We start from the raw sequence: 15,644 nt of genomic DNA, 5'->3' as shown, positions 1-15,644 counted from the left end.
GGCGTAGGCTGCCCGGATGCGCATCTACCTGACCGTGATCGACGACACCCCGGAGGCGCTGAGCGCATTGCGCTTCGCGGCGCGGCGCGCGGTGAAGACGGGCGGCGGGGTGGAGATACTGGCGCTGCTGCCGCCACAGGAATTCATCGCCTTCGGCGGGGTTCAGGCCACGATCGAGGAAGAACAGCGCCACCATGCGGAGGGGCTGGTCGCGCGCGCGGCGGGTACGATCCTGGAGGAATCGGGGGTGCGCCCGTCGCTGACCGTGCGCGAGGGCGACGGGCCGAAGGTGATCCGGCAGATGATCGCCGACAATCCGCGCATCGCCGCGCTGGTGCTGGGCGCCGCGCCCGGCGCCCCGGGCGCGCTGGTCAGCCATTTCGCGGCGGAGGCCGGCACGCTGTCGGTGCCGCTGATGATCGTCCCGGGCGGGCTGGACGCCGCCGCGATCGACCGGCTCAGCTGAGGCGCTGGCGGCAGGCCCGCCGCCGCATCAGCAGCGGCAGCGGCCCTTGGCATAGCGGCGCGGCGCCTTGGTGTAGCGATGCCCGGTGTAGACCACGCGGTCCTCGTAGACGTCCTCCACCGTCTGCCCGGTGCTGCCGGACTGGACGGTGACGGTGGTGATCGTGGCGGGCGGATAATACCAGCCCCCCGCGACATAGCCCGGCGCGCCCTGGGTCGTGGTGACGATCGTGCCGTTGCCCCCGATCACCTGCGCCGGAGGATAGGGCGCGTAGCCGGGGTAGGCGACCGGCGGCGGCCCGTAATAGGTCGTCCCCGAATAGGTGGTGCCGGCATAATCGCCGCCATAGCTGCCCTGCTGATAGGCGACGACCGGCGGGGGCGGCGGCGCGCCCGGGCCGCCGCCATGCGGCGGCGGCGGCGGGTAGCCTGCGCCGGGAGGGGGATAGCCGGCCCCCGGCGGCGGTGCGACGGGAACGCGCCCCGCGCCGTCCGCCCGGTCGATCGCCATACCGGCCAGCGCGCCGGCACCCGCGCCCAGCAACGTCCCGCCCAGCCGGTTCCCCGATCCCGCGATCACATTGCCCGCGACCCCGCCGACCACCGCACCGATCGCGGCGCCGCCCAGCCCGCCGTCGGCGTCGCGCGTGGGGTAGGCAAGCCGGGGATAGCCGTCGGCATATTGGCCATATCCGTCGTCGCCGCGCGCCCAGTCGATCCCGCCGACGCTGTCGTACACGGTGCCGCGCGGGTCGATCAGCACCGCATCGTCATAATAGCGCGACCAGGTATAGCCATAGGGCGGCTGACGCAGGCCATAGGCCTGCCAGTCGTTGATCGACCAGCCGGGCGCGATCCAGTAACCGGGCAGCACCCAGCCGCGCGCCGGGCGGCGATACGCACCCCATCCGCCGGGCGCGCGCATTCCGCCCCACCAGCGGCCGCCGATCTGCCCGCCCCAGCGCGGCGCGCGCCACGCGCGGTTGCCGTTCCCGTCGCCGCGGTTCCAATGGCCGCCGTTCGCCAGACCATGGCGGCCGCCGTTCCATGCGGTCGTCCCCGGCGCCGTCTGCGCCGCGGCAGGCATGCCGGCGGCGACGGCGAATGAGGCGATGGCGGCGATCGGCAGCAGGCGCATGGGCGCAATCCTTCCCCTGAAGCAACCCGGCCGCAACGCGCCCGTGGTGAACGGGTTGCTTACCATCGTGACGCCACCGCAACCAGAGCCGCGGTGACCTGTCCCGATCCGGGGCGGTTGGCGATCAGCCGCGCAGGCGCGGGGCGAGCAGCGCCATCATCGCCTCGCACCCCGCAGCGTCGGTCGCATCGAACCGCGCGGGCAGCGGGCTGTCGAGATCGAGGACGCCGATCAGCCGGTCCCCGTCCAGGATCGGCACGACCAGTTCCGACCGGCTCGCCGCATCGCACGCGATATGCCCCGGAAAGGCGTGGACGTCCTCCACCAGCTGGGTGCGTCGCTCGGCCGCGGCGGTACCGCACACGCCCTTGCCCAGCGGGATGCGGATGCACGCGGCCTTCCCCTGGAACGGTCCCAGCACCAGCTCGCCGTCGACCATCCGGTAGAATCCGGCCCAGTTCAGGTCGGGCAGATACTGGCCGATCAGCGCGGCGGCATTGGCCATGTTGGCGATCGCGTCCGGCTCCCCCGCGGTCAGTGCGTCGAGCGCGGCGGTCAGATCGCGGTACAATTCCGCGCGGTCGGTGGCGGCGATGTCGAAGGCGTACATGATGGCGTAGCTAGGCGCGCGGGCGGGAAAGTCCAGCCGCGCGGGTCAGGCCGCGGTGCGCAACTGCTGCAGGAAGGTGGCGACGCTGCGGTCGAGCTGCGACAGCGTCTCGGTCAGGTCCAGCGCCACGCCGTCGAGCCGGTCGGCGGCGGCATGGCCGGCGGCGATCGCGGAGCGCGTGTCGCCTACCGATGCGGCGGCGGTGCGGCTTTCGGCGGCGATCCCGTCGATCCCCGCGCGGATGCCGTCGATGCCGCGCGCCTGGCGGTTCACCGCCTCGGTAATGACGCTCGATGCCTGTTCGGTGCGGGTCAGTGCGTCGCCGATCGTCCCGATCGATTCCATTGCGGTGCCGACGCGGTCGCGCAGCGCGCCGATCTGGGTGGTGACGCGCGCGGTCAGATCGGCGGTGTGATGCGCCAGCGACTTCACCTCGCTGGCGACCACCGCGAAGCCGGAGCCGGCCTCGCCCGCCCGCGCCGCCTCGATCTGCGCGTTGAGCGCCAGCAGGTTGGTCTGCCGCGACAGGTCGTCGATCAGCGTCAGCACGCCGCCGATCTCGTCCAGCGATCCCGCCAGTTCGCCCACGCTCGCCTGGATCTCCTGCCCGTCGCCCGCGGCGCGGCGCGCGTCGGACAGGGCGGCGAGCGACTGGCGCTCGATCTCGCGGCTCGCCTCGGTGAAGGTCGCCGCCTGCGGGGCAAGGTCGAGCGAGCGGCGTTCGGTGGCGGCGGCGGCGGTCGACGCGGTGGTCGCCAGCGTCTCCAGCCCGCGCGCCTGGTCGCGGACCTGCTCGGATGCGCCCGCCAGCAACGCGGCCTGCCCGCGCATCGTCGCCAGCAACGGCGCCAGTTCGCTCTCCAGCTGCTGGCGCGCCTCGGCCATCGCCACGTCGCGGGCCTCGCGCACCTTGGCGTCCAGCGCGCGGTTTTCGGCGCGCACCTGCGCCACCGTCCATTCCAGCCATTCGCGCGCTTCCTGCTCCGCTTCGGCGGCGGCATCGCGGGCGCGGTTCAGCTCCTCCAGCGCGTCCTGCGCCTGCCGCGTATCCCTGGCGGACTGCGCGAGCGCGGCCGCGGTACGGGCCAGCGTGTCGCGCGATCGCTTCAGCACCCGCCGCGTCAGCAGCGCCAGCAGCGCCAGCAGGATCAGCACCCCCGGCAGGCAGCGGTTGCGTAGGATGGTGCCGGGCTGCTGCGCGTCCCATTGCAGGCGTCCGATCTGCATGCCGCGCACGTCGCGCAGCGGCAGCGTCGCATGCCCGGCCGGTACCGGCGCGCCCGATCGGACGAATTCGACATCCGCCAGCTCGCGCTCGCCGCCCAGGCGTTGCAGTTCGGCCGGCGACAGGACGTTGACGAAGATGAGGTAGGAGCGGTCCTGGTGGCCCGGCGTCCGTCCGTCGGCATCGGTGATCTGCGTCACGCTCGCGATCGCCAGCCGGTTGCGGATGCGCACGAACATGCCGCGTTCGTTGCGGTCGCTCGCCGGGCGGCGGCGCAGGTCGTCGATGACCGTGCGAAGCGCCGGCCCGATCAGCGCGAAGGCGTCGATCGGCTCCTGCCGGTCCTTGTAGCTGGCATAGATGGTGCGATCCTTGCCGTCGATCGCCAGCGCATATTCATAGTGGTTCGACTGATAGACGTAATTGCCGATGTTGCGATGCACCCAGGCCGCGTCGCGTCGGCGCACGATCCGCTCGAACGCATCGTCCCATTGCGCATAGCCGCGTTCGTTGCGGACCAGGAAGTCGCGTTCCGAATCGATCAGGAACTCCGCCATCTGCCGCTCGCGCGTGATTTCCTGGTTATCCGATGCGGCGCTGAACCAGAACAGCAGCAGCAGCGTCACCGCCGACAGGGCGACCAGGACGAACACCAGCGGCGCCACGAAATCGCGGCGGTAGATCGGGGCGAGCGACGCCAGGTCGGCGTCAGGGCGCGCGGCAACGGACAACGTCATGCCGCACGACATAGTTGACGCGTTTTAAGGCTAAGCTAACGCCTCGCTCACTCGCGCACCTTGCCGCGCCCGGCCTTCACCGCGCCGCGGCGCGCCTTGCCCTCCACCCGCCGCGTCTGCGACGCGCGCGTCGGCTTGGTGGGGCGGCGCTTCTTCGGGACGATCAGCGCCTCGCGGATCATCGCGATCAACCGGTCGCGCACTTCCTGCCGGTTGAGCAGTTGCGACCGCGCGCCCTCGCTGCGCAGCACCAGCACGCCGTCGCGCGTCATCCGCGCCCCCGCGATCGCGGCCAGCCGGTGCTTGACCGCATCGGGCAGCCCGGGGGAGCGCGCCACGTCGAAGCGCAGCATGACCGCGCTGTCGGTGGTGTTCACATGCTGCCCGCCCGGGCCGGATGCGCGCGTGAACGATTCCTCCAGCTCGTCGCTGTCGATAGCGATGCTGCGGGAGATCGGGATCGCTACCATTCGCGCCACATATCGATGTCGTCCATCAGCGCGGGCTGGCGTGCGGCATAGGCGATGTCCTCCAACGCCGCGACGATGTCCTCGCGCTCACCGGTGCCGATGACGCCGCCCGCCGCATTGTCGGCGGCGTTGAACCATTCGACGGTGCGTTTCAGGACCGTCCGAACCGCCGGCCTGCGCGGCTTGTCCCCCAACGCCGCCAGCTCGGCGCACGCGGCGCGCAGCGTCGCGCGCGCCGCCTCGGCAAAGGCGGGCGGGGGATAGGGCGACGACGGCTGCCAGCGCGCCAGCGGCGTTTCGGCGGCAAGTTGCGTCCAGGTGAGCTTCGCCAGCCGCGTCTCAAACCGCTTCGCCTCGGCCTCGCGCTGCGCCTCCTCACGCGCTTCCTCCTGCGCGATTTCGGCGATCAGGGCCTCGCGATCGTTCGCCCAGCGCCATTCGCCTTCGACGATGGTATCGACGTTCGACAACTCGCCGAAGCCGGCGCCGCGCGCGAACCCGGTGAGCATGGCGAACAACGCCTCATCCTCTGCCGATACCGGCTGGTCGGCGACGAACGTTAGCGCGTCGAGTTCGCCCGACGCGTTCCACTCCTCCGGCCGCGCGCCGAACACCGCCGGCTTGCCGCGAAAGGCGAAGCGGTGTTCATGGATCACCATCGCGCCCGCGACGTCCGTCGCGGTCGGTGGCGTGTGCCACACACCGGACAGTACTGCGACGCCCAGAATGTCGCCGGTCAGGCCGATGATCCTGAACGCGCCGTACCGCCCGGTGTCCGGCGGCGAGAAACCGGTGAACGGGCGCGTATGGAAGCTCCAGACCTGCCCAACGGCGAGGGCCGACCTGCGCGGCTCAGCCATCGCGGTCGAAGCCCAGCGCGGCGAACCGCTCCGGCCATGGCGCCTGGGCCGCCACGTCGTCCTTGCCGGGGCGCGGCACCGTCAGCGCGATCGCGTGGAGCATCATCCCGCCGGGATGCGCGGTGCCGTAGACCGGGTCGCCGGTCACCGCCGCGCCCAGCCCCTCCAGCGCGTGGACGCGGATCTGATGGGTGCGCCCGGTCGCCGGCAGGAATTCCACCAGCGCGCGCCCGGCATGCTCGCCGATCACCCGCCAGTCGGTCCGCGCCGCCTTGCCGCGCGGATCGCGCGTCATTCGCCAGCCGCGCTCCGCCGACGACACCTTGCCCAGCGGCAGGTCGATCGTCCCGCTTGCCTCCGGCGGTACGCCGTCGAGCACGGCGACATAGCGTTTGCGCACCGCGCCCGCCTCGAACGCCTGCTGGAACCGCGCGTGCGCCTTCGGATTGCGCGACAGCAGCAGGCAGCCGCTGGTGTCGCGGTCCAGCCGGTGGACCGCCACCGGCCAGCGCCGGAAGCCGAAGGTCAGCGAGGCGAGGTGATTCTCCAGGCTGGTCGCGCCATCGCGCGGCGGGTCCACCGGCAGGCCCGCCGGCTTGTCGATCACCAACGCCTCACCGTCGAGGAAGAGCACACGGTCGCCTAACATGGCTGCCCCCTTGCCATCATGGCGCCGCGCTGGCCAGAGGGACGCCATGCAGCGCGCGATCCTGTTCCTCGTCATGTTCGTCCTCGCGATCCCGGCGCAGGCGCAGGTGTGCGCGGTCGGCCGCGCGCCGGCCGCCGCGGACGGGCGCGTGCTGGGGCATCTGCCCTATGGCGACGCACCGCCGGACGATCTGGTGCCGGTGCCCTCGCCATGGGTGGCGGGAAAGGGCTGCGTCCTGCGGCGCGAGGTGCTGCCCGATCTGGAGCGGCTGTTGACCGCCGCGGCGGCTGACCCGGCGGTGGGCGGGCGGATCCTGGCGCTTTCGTGCCATCGCGCGATCCTGTACCAGCAATCGGTGTTCTGTCGCGGCGACGAGGCGGATGGCGGGGCAGGGGACCGGGCCATTTCGGTCGCGCCGCCGGGGCATAGCGAACATGCCACCGGCTTCGCGCTGGATTTCGCGTTTCGCCCGCGCGTCAACGGCTGCCCGGATGTGGAGGCGTGCATCGCCGCCACCCCGGCGTTCCGCTGGCTGGCGGCGAACGCGCCGCGCTACGGCTTCGAAATGTCGTTCCCCGCGGGCAACCGGCAGGGGGTGAAGTGGGAGCCGTGGCACTGGCGATGGGTCGGCGCGACCGGCGCCGCGCAGGGGGCGCAGCGCGCGCGGTTGCTGTTCGCGCGGGCGCGGCGTGACTTTCCCGCCGATCCGGCAGTGCCGCCCGATGTCGTGGTGATCGGCAACGTCGATGCGCCGCCGGTCTATCTGGGTGCCTATCCGCCGCCCGAATGCCGCAAGGGCAAGTGCCGGATGCCGCGTCCGGCGCGCCGCAGGTAAAAGCGGATCGCCCCGGCGCATGGCCGGGGCAATCCGTCAGCGGGTCAGCCGAACAGCTTCGCCGCCGTCTCGGCGATGCGCTTGCCCTGGTATCGGGCGCCCTCCAGGTCGACCTGGCTCGGCTGGCGGCTGCCGTCGCCGTCGGCCAGCGTGCTGGCGCCGTACGGGGTGCCGCCGTGCACTTCCTTCACGCCCATCTGCCCCTGGAAGCCATAGTCCAGCCCGACGATCGCCATGCCGTGGTGCAGCAGGTTGGTGATGATCGAGAACAGCGTCGTCTCCTGCCCGCCGTGCTGGCTGGCGGTCGAGGTGAACGCGCCGCCGACCTTGCCGACCAGCGCGCCGCGCATCCACACGCCGCCGGTGGTGTCCCAGAACGCCGCCATCTGGCTGGGCATCCGGCCGTAGCGGGTCGGCGCGCCGACGATGATCGCGTCGTAATTGGCCAGTGCGTCCGGCCCCTCGATCAGCGGGTGGGAGGTATCGGTTTTGAACCCGGCGGCCTTCACCACCTCGTCCGGGGCGGTTTCGGCGACGCGGCGGATGTCGACCTCGGCACCGCCGGCGCGCGCGCCCTCGGCGACGGCATCGGCCATCTTCTCGATATGGCCGTAGGAGGAATAATAGAGGACGAGAACCTTGGTCATGCGTGGCTCCTTTCGAAACTAAGGGGGGCGGAAGATGGGTGCGGCGGAACCTAGGTGCGCGGCCGGCGCACGAAAACGTGAACGATTGAAACGGATCGTTTCGCCCGATAGACTTCCGGCATGAGGCTCCCCGATCTGGAGGCATGGGCGATCTTCGCCGCGGTGGCCGAGCATCGCTCGTTCAGCGGCGCGGCAGAAGCGATCGGGTTGAGCAAGGCCACCGTCTCCAAGGGCGTGTCGCGGCTGGAAGCGCATCTGGGCCTGTCGCTGTTCCATCGCACCTCGCGCCGGCTCGCGCTGACCGAGGCGGGGCGCCCGCTCGCCGATCATGCCGCGCGGATCGTCGCGGAGGCGCAGGCCGCCGAGGAAGCCGCGCGGCAGGGCGCCAGCGCGCCGGCCGGGCGCGTCCGGGTGGCGGCGCCGATGAGCTTCGGGTTGCAGAACGTCGCGCCGGTGATCGCCGATTTCCTGGCCGAACATCCCGCGATCGAGATCGAGCTGCATCTGTCCGACGCGCGCGTCGATATCGTCGCGGAGGGGTTCGACGTCGCGCTGCGCATCGCCGACCTGCCCGACAGCAGCCTGCGCGCGCGGCGGCTGTGCGGCATCGCGGCGCATCTGGTCGCGGCGCCCGCCTATCTATCGGCGCACGGCACGCCGACGCATCCGTCGCAGCTCGGCGAGCATCGGCTGCTCGGCTATACCAACGTCACCGGCCCTTGGCGCTTCCGGTCGGCGGACGGCGCGGACGTGTCGGTCAAGGCGAGCGGCCCGTTGCAGTCGAACAACGGCACCGCGCTGCTGCCCGCGCTGATCGCCGGGCTGGGGATCGCGCGGCTGCCCGCGTTCATCCTGGGCGATGCGCTGACGTCGGGGCAGGTGGTGGAGATCCTGCCCGACTGGGCGCCCGCGCCGACCGCGCTGCATCTGCTGACCCCGCCCAGCGCGCTGCGCCCCGCGCGGGTCGAAGCGCTGATCGCGTTCCTGTCGGCGCGGCTGAAGGACTGAGCCCGAAAGGTGCTGGCGCGCGCGCGGCGGCTGCGCCATCGTGCGGGCACATCAAGGGGATATCAGGGAATGACGATAGCGAAGTGGGCGCGGCCGGTTGTGGCCGCGATGGCGGCGTCGGTGGCGCTGCCGGCGGCGGGCGCACCGGCGGAAAAGGCGCCGGAAACGGTGCCGGAAACGGTGGTGGTGACCGCGGCGCGGATGCTCGACGTGCAGAGCGGGCGGATGGTCGACCGCCCGGTCGTGACGGTGGTCGACGGAAAGGTCACCGCGGTCGCGTCGGGCGGGGCGGTGCCGGCGGGGGCGAAGCGGGTCGACCTGGGCGACGCCACGATCGTGCCGGGGCTGATCGACATGCACGTCCACCTGACCAGCCTGGCGGAGGTCGGCGGCTATCAGACGCTGAAATACACCGACAGCTTCTGGGGCGCGGTGGGCGTCGCCAATGCGGCGAAGACGCTGCGCGCGGGCTTCACCACGGTGCGCAACGTCGGCGCGTCGGATTTCCAGGACGTCGGCCTGCGCGAGGCGATCGACGGCGGCTGGGTGGTCGGGCCGCGGATCGTCGCGGCCGGCTATGCGATCGGGGCGACCGGGGGGCATTGCGACGACAATGCGCTGCCGCCTTCCTATGACAAGAAGCTGCCCTCGGTGGTCAATTCGCCCGAGGAAGCGCGCGCCAAGGTGCGCTGGCTGCACAAATACGGCGCCGAGGTCATCAAGATCTGCGCGACCGGCGGGGTCTTCTCGCTGGGCGATTCGGTCGGCGGGCAGCAACTGAGCCTGGAGGAGATGAAGGCGATCGCCGACGAGGCGCACATGCTCCACATGAAGGTCGCCGCGCACGCGCATGGCGACGAGGGGATCAAGACCGCGATCCTCGCCGGCATCGACACGATCGAGCACGTCAGCCTCGCCTCGGACGAGGCGATTCGGCTCGCGATCGCGCGCGGCACATGGTTCGACATGGACATCTACAACGACGACTACATCCTGGCGACGGGCACCGCGAACGGGACCGAGCAGGAAAGCCTCGACAAGGAACGGATGATCGGCCTGAAGCAGCGCCAGACGTTCCAGCGCGCGGTCCGCGCGGGGGTGAAGATGGCGTTCGCCACCGATGCCGGCGTCTATCCGCACGGCGACAATGCGAAGCAGTTCGCCAAGATGGTCGAATGGGGGATGACCCCGTTGCAGGCGATCCGTGCCGCGACGCTCAATGCGGCCGAGGCGCTGGGCCGCGACGACGTCGGCGTGATCGCGCCGGGCCGCTGGGCGGACATGGTCGCGGTGTCGGGCGATCCCACCGCCGACGTGCGCGTGCTGGAACATCCGGTCGCGGTGGTGAAGGGCGGGGTGCGCGTCGACTGACCCGCAGGCGTGCCGCCGGCCGTGCGATTGACGCGGCCGGCGGCGATGCGTATAGGCCCGCCGGTTCGCGTCGCGGGGTGACTCGCGCACGGACAGCTTGAACATTGCTGGATGCATTGAGGGCCGCGGCGACCGGTGACGGGCGCCCATGGTCCTTTTCGTATTCCAAGTAGCTGTGATGGCTCCAGCAAAGTAACCTAGATAGAGGTGAAGGCTTCAATGCCGACGATCAACCAGCTGGTCCGCAAGGGCCGCGAGCCGCAGAAGGCCAAGTCCAAGGTCCCTGCGATGGAGCAGAACCCGCAGAAGCGCGGCGTCTGCACCCGTGTCTACACCACGACCCCGAAGAAGCCGAACTCGGCGCTGCGCAAGGTGGCCAAGGTCCGCCTGACCAACCAGCGCGAAGTCATCAGCTACATCCCGGGCGAGGGCCACAACCTGCAGGAGCACTCGGTGGTGCTGATCCGTGGCGGCCGTGTGCGCGACCTTCCGGGCGTGCGCTACCACGTGCTGCGCGGCGTGCTCGACACGCAGGGCGTGAAGGACCGCAAGCAGAGCCGTTCGAAGTACGGCGCGAAGCGTCCGAAGTGATCATGCCGGGGGCATGATCATCCCGGAAAGATCGCCATCAGGCGATCTTGTCCGGGATCCAGAGCCCCGAGCGTTGTCGGTCGTGACCTTGAGCCCCTGCGTACGCAGGGGCACGGTTGATCTTTAGAAGGAAATTCACATGGCGCGTCGTCGTCGTCCCGAAAAGCGGGAAATCCTGCCTGATCCCGTGTACGGGGATGAGGTTCTGTCCAAGTTCATGAATTCGGTGATGCTGGACGGCAAGAAGTCCGTCGCCGAAGGCATCGTCTATTCGGCGCTCAACACCGTCGAGACCCGCGCCAAGCGCGAGCCGCTGGGCGTGTTCCACGATGCGCTGAACAACATCAAGCCGGGCATCGAGGTCCGTTCGCGCCGCGTCGGCGGTGCGACCTACCAGGTGCCGGTCGAGGTTCGCCCGGAGCGCGCGCAGGCGCTGGCGATCCGCTGGCTGATCACCGCGGCGCGCAGTCGCAGCGAGAACACGATGTCGGCGCGCCTGTCGGGCGAACTGCTCGACGCGTCGAACAACCGCGGCAACGCGGTGAAGAAGCGCGAGGACACGCACCGCATGGCGGAAGCGAACCGCGCCTTCTCGCACTACCGCTGGTAACACCGGCGATGCGGACGCTGCCTGTCTTGGAAGCGTCTCAAATCTGACCTATATCGTGGGGAGCCGGCCAAGTGCTGAGCTCCCCACATCGCTAAGGAAGCCCCCATGGCCCGCAGCCATCCGCTCGAACTCTACCGCAATATCGGCATCATGGCGCACATCGACGCCGGCAAGACGACGACGACCGAGCGCATTCTCTACTACACCGGCAAGTCCTACAAGATCGGCGAAGTGCACGAAGGCACCGCGACGATGGACTGGATGGAGCAGGAGCAGGAGCGCGGGATCACGATCACCTCGGCTGCCACCACCTGCAAGTGGAAGGCCGAGGAGGGCAAGGGCCCCGAGCATCTGATCAACATCATCGACACGCCGGGCCACGTCGACTTCACGATCGAAGTCGAGCGTTCGCTGCGCGTGCTCGACGGCGCGGTGGCGTGCTTCGATGGCGTGGCGGGCGTGGAGCCGCAGTCGGAAACCGTGTGGCGCCAGGCCGACAAGTACGGCGTGCCGCGCATGTGCTTCGTCAACAAGCTGGATCGCACCGGCGCCGACTTCTACTTCTGCGTGCAGTCGATCATCGACCGCCTGGGCGCGAAGCCGGCGGTGCTGTACCTGCCGATCGGCATCGAGGGCGGGTTCAAGGGCCTGGTCGACCTGGTCGAGAACCGCGCGATCATCTGGCTCGAGGAATCGCTGGGCGCGAAGTTCGAATATCAGCCGATCCCCGACGACATGGTCGAGAAGGCGGCGAAGTATCGCAACGACCTGATCGAGCTCGCCGTCGAGCAGGACGACGAGGCGATGGAAGCCTATCTGGAGGGCAACGAGCCGGACGCGAAGGCGCTGAAGGCGCTGATCCGCAAGGGCACGCTCAACATGTCGTTCGTGCCGGTGGTGTGCGGCTCGGCGTTCAAGAACAAGGGCGTCCAGCCGCTGCTCGACGCGGTGGTCGACTTCCTGCCGTCGCCGCTCGACGTGCCGGCGATCAAGGGCGTGAAGCTGGACGGCGAAACGCCGGACGAGCGTCCGTCCTCGGACGAGGCGCCGTTCTCGGCGCTGGCGTTCAAGATCATGAACGACCCGTTCGTCGGCTCGCTGACCTTCGCGCGCATCTATTCGGGCGTCCTGACCAAGGGCAGCTACCTGAACTCGGTGAAGGACAAGAAGGAAAAGATCGGCCGTATGCTCCTGATGCACGCGAACTCGCGTGAGGACATCGAGGAAGCGCGCGCCGGCGACATCGTCGCGCTCGCGGGTCTGAAGGAAACGACGACCGGCGATACGCTGTGCGATCCGGCGAACCCGATCATCCTGGAGCGCATGGAGTTCCCGGAGCCGGTGATCGAGCTGTCGGTGGAGCCGAAGACCAAGGCCGACCAGGAGAAGATGGGCGTCGCGCTCAACCGCCTGGCCGCCGAGGACCCCTCGTTCCGCGTGTCGACCGACCACGAATCGGGCCAGACCATCATCAAGGGGATGGGCGAGCTCCACCTCGAGATCCTGGTCGACCGCATGAAGCGCGAGTTCAAGGTCGAGGCGAACGTCGGTGCGCCGCAGGTGGCGTATCGCGAATACCTCAAGAAGCCGGTCGACATCGACTACACGCACAAGAAGCAGTCGGGCGGCACCGGCCAGTTCGGCCGCGTGAAGGTGAAGCTGACGCCGGGCGAGCGCGGCGCGGGCATCATCTTCAAGGACGAGATCAAGGGCGGTAACATTCCCAAGGAATATATCCCCGCGATCGAGAAGGGCTTCCGCGAGACGGCGGCGACCGGTTCGCTGGTCGGCTTCCCGATCATCGACTTCGAGATCACGCTGTACGATGGCGCGTATCACGACGTCGACTCGTCGGCGCTGGCGTTCGAAATCACCGCCCGCGGCGCGATGCGCGAAGCGGCGCAGAAGTCGGGCATCACGCTGCTCGAGCCGGTGATGAAGGTCGAGGTCGTCACCCCGGAGGATTATCTGGGCGACGTCATCGGCGACATGAACTCGCGTCGTGGCCAGATCCAAGGCACCGACACGCGCGGCAACGCGCAGGCGGTGACCGCGATGGTCCCGCTGGCGAACATGTTCGGCTACGTGAACTCGCTGCGTTCGTTCACGCAGGGCCGCGCCAGCTACTCGATGCAGTTCTCGCACTATGACGAAGTGCCGCAGAACGTCGCCGACGAAGTGAAGGCGAAGCTCGCCTAAGGCGCACGGGGCAGGGCGACCTGCTCCCGAGACGCCGCAGGGCCGGCCGGCGGGTCGGCCCCGCCGATCCCGTCCGACGACACAGGATTTACTCCCGTGTCGGCTCGTCAGAGCGGGGCAGGGTTTGCACAACGGTTAAACACTCGCTATGGGGCCGCGTTCTGGCGCGGCTCCGTTCGCGAAGACGAATCCAATAAGGTAGGGAAACAATGGCCAAGGCTAAGTTTGAGCGGACCAAGCCGCACCTGAACATCGGCACCATCGGTCACGTCGACCATGGCAAGACCTCGCTGACCGCAGCGATCACCAAGGTGCTGGCGGAGAACGTCGCGGGCAACGCCGCGGTCGACTTCGCGAACATCGACAAGGCGCCGGAAGAGCGCGAGCGCGGCATCACCATCTCGACCGCGCACGTCGAGTATGAGACGGCGAACCGCCACTATGCGCACGTCGACTGCCCGGGTCACGCCGACTATGTGAAGAACATGATCACCGGCGCGGCGCAGATGGACGGCGCGATCCTGGTCGTGTCGGCGACCGACGGCCCGATGCCGCAGACCCGCGAGCACATCCTGCTCGCCCGTCAGGTCGGCGTGCCGGCGATGGTCGTGTTCATGAACAAGGTCGACCTGGTCGACGACGAGGAAATCCTCGAGCTGGTCGAGCTGGAAGTCCGCGAGCTGCTCAGCTCGTACGAGTTCCCGGGCGACGACATTCCGATCATCAAGGGTTCGGCGACCTGCGCGCTGTCGGGTTCGAACCAGAAGCTCGGCACCGACGCGGTGATGGAGCTGATGAAGGCGGTCGACGAGTACATCCCGCAGCCGGAGCGTCCGCTGGACAAGCCGTTCATGATGCCGATCGAAGACGTGTTCTCGATCTCGGGTCGCGGCACCGTGGTGACCGGCCGTGTCGAGACCGGCATCATCAAGGTCGGTGAGGAAGTCGAGATCGTCGGCATCCACCCGGAAGTCCGCAAGACGACCGTGACCGGCGTGGAAATGTTCCGCAAGCTGCTCGACCAGGGCCAGGCTGGCGACAACGTCGGCGCGCTGATCCGTGGCGTCGCCCGTGACGAGGTCGAGCGTGGCCAGGTGCTGTGCAAGCCGGGTTCGATCAAGCCGCACACCGACTTCTCGTCGGAAGTGTACGTGCTGTCGAAGGACGAAGGTGGCCGTCACACGCCGTTCTTCGCGAACTATCGTCCGCAGTTCTACTTCCGCACGACCGACGTGACCGGCACCGTCGAGCTGCCCGAGGGCACCGAGATGGTCATGCCGGGCGACAACGTCGCGCTGGGCATCAAGCTGATCGCCCCGATCGCGATGGACGTCGGCCAGCGCTTCACCATCCGTGAGGGTGGCCGCACCGTCGGTGCGGGCGTGGTGAGCAGCATCGCCAAGTAAGTCGGCCGGCCGCCCCGGCGGCCGATCGAAAATGGTTCCGCCCGCCGCACGTTTTTCGTGCGGCGGGCGGTTGCCTTTTTATGTGGGGCGCTATATGCGCGCCGCTTCGGAATTCGAGTTACGGCTCTTTCTCGTCGTCCCGGCGGCCCTGCAACGACAGGGTGCTGCCGGGATCTCATCCCGCCGGTGTTCCACCTGCGGCACGAGCCTTCGGCGCCATCGGTGCCGGAGTGACGGCCGGGGTCGTGACGCAGTCATCGGTAGGGAATATGGACAGCAACATCCGCATCCGCCTGAAGGCGTTCGACCATCGCGTGCTCGACCAGGCGACGGGCGACATCGCCGACACCGCGCGTCGCACCGGCGCGCTCATCCGCGGCCCGATCCCGCTGCCGACCCGCATCGAGAAGTTCACGGTCAACCGCGGCCCGCACATCGACAAGAAGAGCCGCGAGCAGTTCGAGGTCCGCACCTACAAGCGGATGCTCGACATCGTGCAGCCGACCCCGCAGACGGTCGACGCGCTGATGAAGCTCGACCTGGCGGCCGGTGTTGACGTCGAGATCAAGCTGGCGTAAGCGCGGCGCTTCTCGCGAGGGGTGAGTCTTATCCTCCTCCTCGCGTCATCCCGGCGAAAGCCGGGATCTTTGTGGGGAGGGCGGCACGCCGCCTCCATGAGATGCCGGTATCCGCTGGCATGACGACATGATGAGATACCGCCGGCGCCTTTCCGGGTGCCGGGACAGCGTCTCCCGTCTGCCCGTCCCTTAGGGGAGGGGCGCCCAGCCCGGGACGGGGGCACGCTTCGCATTTCCGGGCTGAC

Annotated in this window: 16 protein-coding genes; 9 read left to right on the top strand and 7 right to left on the bottom strand. The window is 69.3% G+C overall.

Features of this window, described 5'->3' with window-relative positions:
* Nucleotides 1–16: 16 nt before the first annotated feature.
* A complete protein-coding gene (locus COA07_RS14830; protein ID WP_066711554.1) occupies nucleotides 17–466 on the top strand; it encodes a universal stress protein in 450 nt (149 codons plus the stop codon).
* A 27-nt stretch (nucleotides 467–493) separates the two neighbouring features.
* Here COA07_RS14830 and COA07_RS14825 read toward each other — a convergent pair whose 3' ends face one another.
* From COA07_RS14825 to COA07_RS14800, 6 genes are all read right to left on the bottom strand, one after another.
* The gene (locus tag COA07_RS14825) at nucleotides 494–1,603 is read right to left on the bottom strand and encodes an RcnB family protein (protein ID WP_066711553.1); all 1,110 of its coding nucleotides are present in this window, start codon (nucleotides 1,601–1,603) and stop codon (nucleotides 494–496) included.
* Between the two features lie 124 nt (nucleotides 1,604–1,727).
* The gene (locus COA07_RS14820; RefSeq protein ID WP_066711552.1) at nucleotides 1,728–2,213 is read right to left on the bottom strand and encodes a GAF domain-containing protein; all 486 of its coding nucleotides are present in this window, start codon (nucleotides 2,211–2,213) and stop codon (nucleotides 1,728–1,730) included.
* Nucleotides 2,214–2,258: 45 nt separating this feature from the next.
* Nucleotides 2,259–4,175, bottom strand: coding sequence for a methyl-accepting chemotaxis protein (locus COA07_RS14815; RefSeq protein ID WP_066711551.1), 1,917 nt, complete (start codon nucleotides 4,173–4,175; stop codon nucleotides 2,259–2,261).
* Nucleotides 4,176–4,222: 47 nt separating this feature from the next.
* A complete protein-coding gene (gene arfB / locus COA07_RS14810; RefSeq protein ID WP_066711550.1) occupies nucleotides 4,223–4,645 on the bottom strand; it encodes an alternative ribosome rescue aminoacyl-tRNA hydrolase ArfB in 423 nt (140 codons plus the stop codon).
* Nucleotides 4,639–5,505 (bottom strand): hypothetical protein, encoded by an 867-nt coding sequence (locus COA07_RS14805; RefSeq protein WP_066711549.1) that lies wholly within the window; start codon nucleotides 5,503–5,505, stop codon nucleotides 4,639–4,641. Before COA07_RS14805 ends, arfB begins: the two co-directional genes overlap by 7 nt.
* Entirely contained in the window at nucleotides 5,498–6,154 is a 657-nt protein-coding gene (locus tag COA07_RS14800) for an RluA family pseudouridine synthase (protein WP_066711548.1), read from the bottom strand. Before COA07_RS14800 ends, COA07_RS14805 begins: the two co-directional genes overlap by 8 nt.
* 46 nt (nucleotides 6,155–6,200) lie before the next feature.
* Between COA07_RS14800 and COA07_RS14795 the strand changes: the two genes are divergently transcribed.
* The gene (locus COA07_RS14795; protein ID WP_066711547.1) at nucleotides 6,201–6,989 is read left to right on the top strand and encodes a M15 family metallopeptidase; all 789 of its coding nucleotides are present in this window, start codon (nucleotides 6,201–6,203) and stop codon (nucleotides 6,987–6,989) included.
* Between the two features lie 44 nt (nucleotides 6,990–7,033).
* Here the strand turns inward: COA07_RS14795 and wrbA are convergent, their stop codons facing one another.
* Nucleotides 7,034–7,636 (bottom strand): NAD(P)H:quinone oxidoreductase, encoded by a 603-nt coding sequence (wrbA, locus tag COA07_RS14790; protein ID WP_066711546.1) that lies wholly within the window; start codon nucleotides 7,634–7,636, stop codon nucleotides 7,034–7,036.
* 120 nt (nucleotides 7,637–7,756) lie between these two features.
* On the opposite strand from wrbA, the gene COA07_RS14785 reads away from it, so the two are divergent.
* The 7 genes from COA07_RS14785 (at nucleotide 7,757) to rpsJ (ending at nucleotide 15,399) form a co-directional block, all read left to right on the top strand.
* A complete protein-coding gene (locus COA07_RS14785; RefSeq protein WP_096641291.1) occupies nucleotides 7,757–8,644 on the top strand; it encodes a LysR family transcriptional regulator in 888 nt (295 codons plus the stop codon).
* 69 nt (nucleotides 8,645–8,713) lie between these two features.
* Nucleotides 8,714–10,015: a Xaa-Pro dipeptidase gene (locus COA07_RS14780; RefSeq protein WP_245842177.1), complete on the top strand. Its 1,302-nt coding sequence runs from the start codon at nucleotides 8,714–8,716 to the stop codon at nucleotides 10,013–10,015.
* Between the two features lie 219 nt (nucleotides 10,016–10,234).
* On the top strand, nucleotides 10,235–10,606 hold the full coding sequence (rpsL, locus tag COA07_RS14775) for a 30S ribosomal protein S12 (protein ID WP_019831557.1): 372 nt from the start codon (nucleotides 10,235–10,237) through the stop codon (nucleotides 10,604–10,606).
* Nucleotides 10,607–10,745: 139 nt separating this feature from the next.
* Entirely contained in the window at nucleotides 10,746–11,216 is a 471-nt protein-coding gene (gene rpsG / locus COA07_RS14770; RefSeq protein ID WP_066490012.1) for a 30S ribosomal protein S7, read from the top strand.
* A 105-nt stretch (nucleotides 11,217–11,321) separates the two neighbouring features.
* A complete protein-coding gene (gene fusA / locus COA07_RS14765) occupies nucleotides 11,322–13,415 on the top strand; it encodes an elongation factor G (protein WP_066706287.1) in 2,094 nt (697 codons plus the stop codon).
* A 209-nt stretch (nucleotides 13,416–13,624) separates the two neighbouring features.
* Nucleotides 13,625–14,821, top strand: a complete 1,197-nt coding sequence (gene tuf, locus COA07_RS14760) for an elongation factor Tu (protein WP_066490016.1) — start codon at nucleotides 13,625–13,627, stop codon at nucleotides 14,819–14,821.
* 269 nt (nucleotides 14,822–15,090) lie between these two features.
* Entirely contained in the window at nucleotides 15,091–15,399 is a 309-nt protein-coding gene (rpsJ, locus tag COA07_RS14755; RefSeq protein WP_007406109.1) for a 30S ribosomal protein S10, read from the top strand.
* Nucleotides 15,400–15,644: the final 245 nt, after the last annotated feature.

The sequence above is a fragment of the Sphingomonas adhaesiva genome, assembly GCF_002374855.1.
In the GTDB taxonomy this organism is placed as follows: domain Bacteria; phylum Pseudomonadota; class Alphaproteobacteria; order Sphingomonadales; family Sphingomonadaceae; genus Sphingomonas; species Sphingomonas adhaesiva.
This window is presented reverse-complemented; position numbering and strand designations above follow the sequence as displayed.